We start from the raw sequence: 8,487 nt of genomic DNA, 5'->3' as shown, positions 1-8,487 counted from the left end.
GCCCGTCGCCTTCTTGGCGGGGCCGGCGGCCGCCGTCTTCGCCGCGGCCGTCTTCCTGGCCGGGGCCTTCTTCGCCGCGGTCTTCTTGGCCGGGGCCTTCTTCGCCGTCCCGCGCGCGGCGGGCGCGCCCGCCGCGTCGCTGATCCGGTCGGCGCCGAGGATCTCGCGGAGGAACTTGCCGGTGTGGCTGGCCGGCTCCGAGGCGACCTCCTCGGGGGTGCCCTCGGCGACGACCGTGCCGCCGCCGCTGCCGCCCTCGGGGCCCATGTCGATGATCCAGTCCGCGGTCTTGATGACGTCGAGGTTGTGCTCGATGACGATCACCGAGTTGCCCTTGTCGACCAGGCCGGACAGCACCTTGATCAGCTTCGAGATGTCCTCGAAGTGGAGGCCGGTGGTCGGCTCGTCCAGGACGTAGACCGTGCGGCCGGTCGAGCGCTTCTGGAGCTCGGAGGCGAGCTTGACGCGCTGCGCCTCGCCGCCGGAGAGCGTCGGCGCCGACTGGCCGAGCCGGACGTACCCGAGTCCGACCTCGTTGAGCGTCCGCAGGTGGCGGGCGATCGTGGGGACGGCCTCGAAGAAGTCGAGGGCCTCCTCGATCGGCATGTCCAGGACCTCGGCGATGGACTTGCCCTTGTAGTGGACCTCCAGGGTCTCCCGGTTGTACCGGGCCCCGTGGCAGACCTCGCACGGCACGTAGACGTCCGGGAGGAAGTTCATCTCGATCTTGATCGTGCCGTCGCCGGAGCAGTTCTCGCAGCGGCCGCCCTTGACGTTGAAGGAGAAGCGGCCGGGGAGGTAGCCCCGCACCTTCGCCTCCATCGTCTCCGCGAAGAGCTTGCGGACGTGGTCGAAGACGCCGGTGTACGTCGCCGGGTTGGAGCGCGGGGTGCGGCCGATCGGCGACTGGTCGACGTGCACGACCTTGTCGACGAGGTCGTCGCCCTCCACGCGCGTGTGGCGGCCGGGCACGGTCTTGGCGCCGTTCAGCTCGCGCGCCAGGTGGGTGTAGAGGATGTCGTTGACCAGCGTCGACTTGCCGGAGCCGGAGACGCCGGTGACGGCGGTGAGGACGCCCAGCGGGAAGGAGACGTCGATGTCCCGCAGGTTGTTCTCCCGGGCGCCGTGCACGGTGAGCAGCCGGCCGGGGTCGACGGGGCGGCGGACGTCCGGGGTGGTGATCGCCCTCCGGCCGGACAGGTACTGCCCGGTCATCGAGTCCTCGTTGGCGAGGAGCTCCTTCAAGGTGCCGGAGTGGACGACCTTGCCGCCGTGCTCGCCGGCGCCGGGGCCGATGTCGACGACCCAGTCGGCGACCTTGATGGTGTCCTCGTCGTGCTCGACGACGATGAGCGTGTTGCCCATGTCGCGGAGGCGGACGAGGGTCTCGATCAGGCGGTGGTTGTCGCGCTGGTGGAGGCCGATGGACGGCTCGTCGAGCACGTAGAGCACGCCGACGAGGCCGGAGCCGATCTGGGTGGCGAGCCGGATGCGCTGGGCCTCGCCGCCGGAGAGGGTGCCGGCCGCGCGGTTGAGCGAGAGGTAGTCGAGGCCGACGTCGACGAGGAAGCGCAGCCGCTCGTTGACCTCCTTGAGGACCCGCTCGGCGATCTTCTTGTCCCGGGCGTTGAGGGTGAGCCGGCCCAGGAACTCGGCGCAGTCGCTGATGGACATCGCGGAGACCTCGGCGATGGACTTGTCCATCACGGTGACCGCGAGCACGATCGGCTTGAGCCGGGTGCCGTGACAGGTGGGGCAGGGCACCTCGCGCATGTAGCCCTCGAAGCGCTCCCGGCTGGAGTCGCTCTCGGCCTCGCTGTGCCGCCGCTTCACGAAGGAGACGGCGCCCTCGAAGGCGGGGGTGGTCCAGGCCCGCTCGCGGCCGTACCTGTTCCGGTAGCGGACCTCGATCTGGGTCTTGTGGCCGTGCATGAGGGCCTTCTTGGCCCGCTGCGGGAGGCCCGCGTAGGGGATGTCGGTGCGGAAGCCGAGGGCCTGGGAGAGCCCGTCGATCATCCGGCCGAAGTACTCCTTGGTGTGGCCGTGGGACCAGGGGTGGATGGCGCCCTCGTCGAGGGACTTCTCCTCGTCGGGGACGACCAGCTCGGGGTCGACCTCCATGCGGGTGCCGATGCCGGTGCAGTCGGGGCAGGCGCCGAAGGGCGAGTTGAAGGAGAAGGAGCGGGGCTCCAGCTCCTCGAAGGAGAGGTCGTCGTACGGGCAGTAGAGGTGCTCCGAGTACATCCGCTCGCGCTCGGGGTCGTCCTCCGGGAGGTCGACGAAGTCGAGCACGACCATGCCGCCGGAGAGGCCGAGGGCGGTCTCGACGGAGTCGGTGAGGCGGCGCTTGGCGCTGTCCTTCACGGTGAGGCGGTCGACGACCACCTCGATGGTGTGCTTCTCCTGCTTCTTCAGCGCCGGCGCCTCGCTGAGCTGGACGGTCCTCCCGTCCACCCGGGCGCGGCTGTAGCCCTTGGTCTGGAGGTCGGCGAAGAGGTCGACGAACTCGCCCTTGCGCTCGCGCACCAGCGGGGAGAGCACCTGGAAGCGGCTGCCCTCGGGGAGCTCCAGGACCTTGTCGACGATGGCCTGGGGCGACTGGCGGGAGATCGGCCGGCGGCACTCGGGACAGTGCGGCTTGCCGATGCGGGCGAAGAGGAGGCGGAGGTAGTCGTAGACCTCCGTGATGGTGCCGACCGTGGAGCGCGGGTTGCGCGAGGTCGACTTCTGGTCGATGGAGACGGCGGGCGAGAGCCCCTCGATGAAGTCCACGTCCGGCTTGTCCATCTGGCCGAGGAACTGCCGGGCGTACGAGGAGAGCGACTCGACGTACCGGCGCTGCCCCTCGGCGAAGATCGTGTCGAACGCGAGGGAGGACTTGCCCGACCCCGAGAGTCCGGTGAAGACGATGAGGGAGTCACGGGGGAGGTCGAGCGAGACGTTCTTGAGGTTGTGCTCGCGCGCGCCACGGACGATGAGACGGTCGGCCACGCCGGTCCGCACCTTTCTTGAGAGAGCGGATGGAGAGCGGATGTGCCTGAACACCCGACAAGCGCTCAACAACCAAGGATGCCGGATGCTTCCTCGGTCGTCGGTCACCACCACCGAGCCTATAGCACGTACATTCGATTTCCGGGGTTCGCTCGTCTGCTTCACCCGAACGAGTGGTCGGCGCTAGGGTCGGCGCCATGATCGACCACGAGCGCGACCTCGCCTCCCTGCGCGAAGCCACCGAGCGGCTGCTGACCGACGCCGCCTCCTGGGACAACGCCGCCGTCGCCGAGCCGTCACGGCTTCCCGGCTGGACCCGCGGCCACGTCCTCGCCCACCTGGCCCGGAACGCCGACGCCCTGGTGAACGTCTTCGAGGGCCGGCCCATGTACGCGAGCGCCGAGACGCGCGACGCGGACATCGAGCGCGACGCCCGCCGCCCCCTCGACGTCCAGCTCGCCGACGTGCGCGCGACGGACGAGCGCTTCCGGGCCGCGACCGCCGCCCCGGGCGACTGGAGCCGGACCGTCGAGCTGCGCAACGGCGTCACCGACAGCGCCTCCCGGGTCCCCTTCCGCCGCTGGGTCGAGGTGGCCCTGCACCACGTGGACCTCGGCTGCGGCTACGAGCTGGAGGACCTCCCCGAGGAGTTCGTCGAGCGCGAGATCGACTTCCTCGCCGAGCGGTTCGCCGGGCACCCGGACGTCCCCTCCACCGGGCTCCGCGCCGACGACGGCCGGACGTGGACGACCGGGGGCGGCGCCGAGGGAGGCCCCGTGGCCGTCTCCGGACCCGCGCCCGAGCTCCTCGGCTGGCTCGCCGGCCGCCGCGACGGCTCGGCCCTGAAGACCGAGGGCGGCCCGCTCCCCCAGCTCCCGCCGCTGTAGCCGCGGGCTCACCGGGACCGCTGTCGGTGGCCGGGGCTAGGCTGAGGCCATGACGTACAGCGGAGCGGTGAGGGTGGGCGGTCCGGCCGACGTCCACGAGCTGAAGGACCTGATGATCTCCAAGGTCGCGGTCGGCCCGATGGACAACAACGCGTACCTGCTGCGCTGCCGGGCCACCGGCGCCCAGCTGCTCATCGACGCGGCCAACGACGCGGAGACGCTGCTCACGCTGATCGGTGACGACGGCATCACCGCCGTCGTCACCACCCACCGGCACGGCGACCACTGGCAGGCCCTGGCCCGGGTGGTCGCCGCCACCGGCGCCACCACGTACGCGGGCGCGTACGACGCGGAGGGCATCCCGGTCGCCACCGACGTCCTCGTGGAGGACGGCGACACGATCCGGGTGGGCGAGGTCGAGCTCACCGCCCGGCACCTCGTCGGCCACACCCCGGGCTCGATCGCGCTGGTCTACGACGACCCGCACGGCCACCCGCACGTCTTCACCGGCGACTGCCTCTTCCCCGGCGGCGTCGGCAACACCTGGAAGGACCCGGAGGCCTTCGCGAGCCTCCTGCGCGACGTGGAGACCAAGCTCTTCGCCGCGCTGCCGGACGAGACCTGGGTCTACCCCGGCCACGGCAAGGACACCACGCTCGGTGACGAGCGCCCCCACCTCCCGGAGTGGCGCGAGCGCGGCTGGTGAAGCGGCCGGTGCCGAAGCGCCCCCGGTGCCGCCGGGGGCGCTCCCGCACGCCCCCGTAACCCGGAAGGCGGCCGGGTAGTTGGCGGCACATGCACCCCAGTCACCCTCCGTCGCCGCCGGCGGCCCGTGCCACCCCCTCGATGTCCCGGCTCGCCGCCGCCTCGCTCGTCGGCACCGCCATCGAGTTCTTCGACTTCTTCGTCTACGGGACGGCCGCCGCCCTCGTCCTCGGGCCGCTCTTCTTCCCGACCTTCTCCCCGCTCGCCGGGACCCTCGCCGCCTTCGGCACCTTCGCGATCGGCTTCCTCTCCCGCCCCATGGGCTCCGTCCTCTTCGGGCACATCGGGGACCGGCACGGGCGCCGGCCGGTGCTCTTCGCCTCCCTGCTGCTCACCGGCTGCGCCACCGTCGCCGTCGGCTGCGTCCCCACGTACGACGCGATCGGCGTCGCCGCTCCCCTGCTGCTGCTCCTGCTGCGTTTCCTCCAGGGGCTCGGCCTCGGCGGCGAGTGGGGCGGGGCCGTCCTGCTGACCGCCGAGCACGCCCCGCCGCACCGGCGGGCGCTGTGGGCGAGCTTCCCGCAGATCGGCCCGGCGGTCGGCTTCCTCCTCGCGAACGGGGTGATGCTGGCGCTCACCGCGGGGCTGAGCGACGCCGACTTCCGGTCCTGGGGCTGGCGGGTGCCGTTCTGGGCGGCGGGCCTGCTCGCCGCCGCCGGGCTGCTGCTGCGCTCCTCGCTCGCGGAGACCCCGCAGTTCGAGGAGCTGTCCGCGTCCGGGAAGCGGGCGAACGCCCCGCTCGCCGAGGTGGCGCGCGACCACTGGCGGCTCGTGCTGCTGACCGCCGGCGCCCTCGCCGTGGGGTACGCGATCTTCTACACGGTCTCCACCTGGGCGCTGGCCTACGGCACCGAACGGCTCGGGGTGAGCAGCACGGTGATGCTGGTCTGCGTGATGGCGGCGGTGGCGGTGAAGGGCGCCGCGACGCCCTTCCTGGCCCTGCTGGGCGACCGCTGGGGGCGGCGGCCGCTCTGCCTGGCCGGCTGCGCCGGGGCCGCGCTGTGGATGTTCCCGATGGTGGCGCTGCTGCACACCCGGCAGCCGCTGCTGATGTTCCTGGGCTTCCTGGGGGCGCTGCTCGCCTTCATCACCGTGTTCGCGGTGGTCGCCGCGTACCTGCCGGAGCTGTACGAGCCCCGGGTGCGCTGCACCGGCGCGGCGGTCGGCTACAACCTGGCCGGGGTGCTCGGCGGGGCGCTGACGCCGATCGTGGCCACGGCCCTCTCGGAGGGCGGCTCGGGGCCGCCGTGGGGCGTGGCGGCCTATCTGACGGTGGTCGCGCTGGTGAGCCTGGGCTGCTTCGCGCTGCTGCCGGAGACCCTGCCGGAGCGGCGTCCCGAGGAGGCGGCCGAGGGCGTGCCCGCCTGACGGGCGGGAGAACGGCGACGGCCGGCCCGGGCGGGATGCCCGGGCCGGCCGTCGCCGTGCGAAGGGGGATCAGGCCTCGACGCTGTCCTTCTCGGCGCCCTCGGCGGCGGCCTTCTCGGCCTGCTTCCTGGAGGCGATCAGGCTGGTGATCGTGGTGATGACCAGCACGCCGCAGATGACGGCGAGGGAGACCGGGATGGAGATCTCGGGGACGTGGACCCCGGACTCGTGCAGGGCGTGCAGCACCAGCTTGACGCCGATGAAGCCGAGGATCACCGACAGGCCGTAGCTGAGGTGGACCAGCTTCTTGAGCAGGCCGCCGATCAGGAAGTACAGCTGGCGCAGACCCATGAGGGCGAAGGCGTTGGCGGTGAAGACGATGTACGGGTCCTGGGTGAGGCCGAAGATCGCGGGGATCGAGTCCATCGCGAACAGCACGTCGGTCATGCCGATGGCGAGCATGACGACCAGGAGCGGCGTCATGACCTTCTTGCCGGCCTGGACGATGAAGAGCTTGGTGCCGTGGTAGCGGTCCGCGACGCCGAACTTCTTCTCGATGGACTTCAGGAGGCGGTTCTCGTCCCAGTCGTCCTCGTCCTCGTCCGCCATGGCCTCCTTGACGAGCTTCCAGGCGGTGTAGATGAGGAAGGCGCCGAAGAGGTAGAAGACCCAGGAGAAGCTCGCGATGATCGCGGCGCCCGCCGCGATGAAGATCGCCCGCAGGACGAGGGCGATGAGCACGCCGAACAGCAGCACCCGCTGCTGGAGGTGGGTCGGCACGGAGAACTTCGCCATGATCAGGATGAAGACGAAGAGGTTGTCGACGCTGAGCGACTTCTCCGTGATGAAGCCCGCGAAGAACTCGCCGCCCGCCTGGCCGCCGCCCCAGATCGAGACGCCGATGCCGAAGAGCACGGCGAGCACGATCCAGACCACGGTCCAGATTCCGGCTTCCTTGATCGACACGTCATGGGGCTTGCGCCCGATGAAGAAGTCGACCGCGATCAGGGCACACAGACCGAGAACGGTCAGCACCCAGATGGTCATCGAAACGTCCACTGCGCCTCCGGCTTCGTACGGCTACTGATCAGCGTCGTCGCTGCCGGAGGTCTCTTCCACCCGGGGTCGCTCGCGCGACCGCCGGGCCGACGCCCCGGGACCGGATGTCCTTGATCCGTCCGTATTGACGGGTACGCCGCGCCATGGGGAGTACTCCCCTCCGCACTCAGAAGACTACCCGAAGGACCAAGAGAAGGTAAAGGACAGGGTAAAGAGAGCCCAAAAGGCCAGGTCAGCCGTTGTTCCGCCGCTGGGCCTCCGCCACCTGTCCGAGGACCTGCCAGAGCACCGCGCTGCCCGGCGGCACCGTCGGCGGCTCGTAGGTCCAGGCGTGGCCGACCCAGGGGTCGGCGAGGTGGTCGTCGGGGACGGGGGTGAGCCGGAGCAGCGAGCGCCACAGCGGGTCGAGCACCGGCCCGTACCCGGCGGCGTCCGCCCGGTCCGCGACCATCAGCAGGTGGACGCCGACGGAGGGGCCCTCGTCGGCGAGGTAGCGGAGCCTCGTCACGGCCCGGTCGTCGAAGCCGTGCGGGAAGTCGTGGACGACGAGCAGCTGCCGGGCCGGGTCGAAGCCGGGCGGCAGGTCCTCGGAGGCGTCCCCGCGCAGCGCCATCTGGAGCAGGTCCACCCGCTCGGTGAGCTGGGCGAGGACTGCGGTGACACCGGCCGCGCCCCGGGCCGGCGGGGCGGCCAGGACGCCGGTCTCGACGAGCGGCGCGAAGGCGGCGGCCCCACCGCCGGCCGGGTCGAGGACGTGGACGGCGAGGCCGCCGGCGGGGTGGGCGGCGAGCAGCCGGGCGGTGTGCGCGACGGCGCTGTCCAGGGCGAGCCGGCGCAGCTCGGCCTCGTCGAGCAGGCCGGCCGCCGCGGCCCGGCCGCGCCCCGAGTCCACCCACAGACCGCGCTCCAGCGGGAGCCGGACGAGGAAGGGGATCCTGAGCCCGGGCCGCTCGGGGAGGTGGAGGTCGCCGAGGCGGACCGCCATCGGGGGCTCCTCCGGGGTCCGGTAGGCGTGCCAGACGGGGTTGTCCCAGCGGGCGTAGGCGACGGGCAGGGCCGGTTCGACGACCTCGGACTCGGCGGTGAGCTGCGCGAGGTCCCGGTCGAAGACCTCCTGGGCGCGGGACATCAGCTCGTCGTGGTGGGCGCGGGCGGCGGCCCGGGCGGCGTCCCCGGCGGGGCCGGAGCGGGTGCCCGGGTCGGCGAGCACCTGGTCGATCGCGCGGTCGAGGCGGTGGTCGGCGAAGTCGCGGGCGCTGCGGTAGGCGGCCGCGGTCCGCGCCAGGTCCTCGAACATGCCCCACACCTGGTTGTAGAGCCGCTCGTCCATGGTCCAGCCGGTGGCGTCCCCGGCGACGGGCGCGGGGCGCGCCTCGGGGCCCGGCGCCGCCGGCTCCCGCGCCGGCGGTACGGCTCC

Annotated in this window: 5 protein-coding genes and 1 pseudogene; 3 read left to right on the top strand and 3 right to left on the bottom strand. The window is 72.0% G+C overall.

The features are described from left to right. Positions 1–2,991 (bottom strand): excinuclease ABC subunit UvrA (uvrA, locus tag AB0E83_RS34230; protein ID WP_362120528.1); only part of this gene is annotated, 2,991 nt, incomplete at its 3' end. Positions 2,992–3,188: 197 nt separating this feature from the next. Here uvrA and AB0E83_RS34225 point away from each other — a divergent pair. The 3 genes from AB0E83_RS34225 to AB0E83_RS34215 all read left to right on the top strand — a co-directional run bounded on the left by AB0E83_RS34225 (position 3,189) and on the right by AB0E83_RS34215 (position 6,011). Further along, the gene (locus tag AB0E83_RS34225; RefSeq protein ID WP_362120526.1) at positions 3,189–3,878 is read left to right on the top strand and encodes a maleylpyruvate isomerase family mycothiol-dependent enzyme; all 690 of its coding nucleotides are present in this window, start codon (positions 3,189–3,191) and stop codon (positions 3,876–3,878) included. 49 nt (positions 3,879–3,927) lie between these two features. Beyond that, complete coding sequence (locus AB0E83_RS34220) at positions 3,928–4,584, top strand: MBL fold metallo-hydrolase (RefSeq protein WP_362120524.1); 657 nt, start codon at positions 3,928–3,930, stop codon at positions 4,582–4,584. Positions 4,585–4,724: 140 nt separating this feature from the next. Next, on the top strand, positions 4,725–6,011 hold the full coding sequence (locus tag AB0E83_RS34215) for an MFS transporter (RefSeq protein WP_362120530.1): 1,287 nt from the start codon (positions 4,725–4,727) through the stop codon (positions 6,009–6,011). A gap of 69 nt (positions 6,012–6,080) precedes the next feature. Here the strand turns inward: AB0E83_RS34215 and AB0E83_RS34210 are convergent, their stop codons facing one another. After that, positions 6,081–7,058 carry a TerC/Alx family metal homeostasis membrane protein gene (locus AB0E83_RS34210; RefSeq protein WP_362120522.1) on the bottom strand — a complete coding sequence of 326 codons (978 nt, stop codon included), beginning with the start codon at positions 7,056–7,058 and terminating at the stop codon, positions 6,081–6,083. 244 nt (positions 7,059–7,302) lie between these two features. Continuing rightward, a pseudogene (locus tag AB0E83_RS34205) lies at positions 7,303–8,487 on the bottom strand (export associated protein); the annotation flags it as partial.

Source organism: Streptomyces sp. NPDC035033, assembly GCF_040636735.1.
Classification (GTDB): domain Bacteria; phylum Actinomycetota; class Actinomycetes; order Streptomycetales; family Streptomycetaceae; genus Streptomyces.
Note: the sequence above shows the minus strand (reverse complement) of the source record. Positions and strands in the feature narration are given on the sequence as shown.

Excerpts from the sequence above, each read along its gene's own strand:
- AB0E83_RS34215 (WP_362120530.1), top strand. The coding sequence starts at position 4,725 with ATGTCCCGGCTCGCCGCCGCCTCGCTCGTCGGCACCGCCATCGAGTTC.
- AB0E83_RS34220 (WP_362120524.1), top strand. The coding sequence starts at position 3,928 with ATGACGTACAGCGGAGCGGTGAGGGTGGGCGGTCCGGCCGACGTCCAC.
- AB0E83_RS34210 (WP_362120522.1), bottom strand. The coding sequence starts at position 7,058 with ATGACCATCTGGGTGCTGACCGTTCTCGGTCTGTGTGCCCTGATCGCG.
- AB0E83_RS34225 (WP_362120526.1), top strand. The coding sequence starts at position 3,189 with ATGATCGACCACGAGCGCGACCTCGCCTCCCTGCGCGAAGCCACCGAG.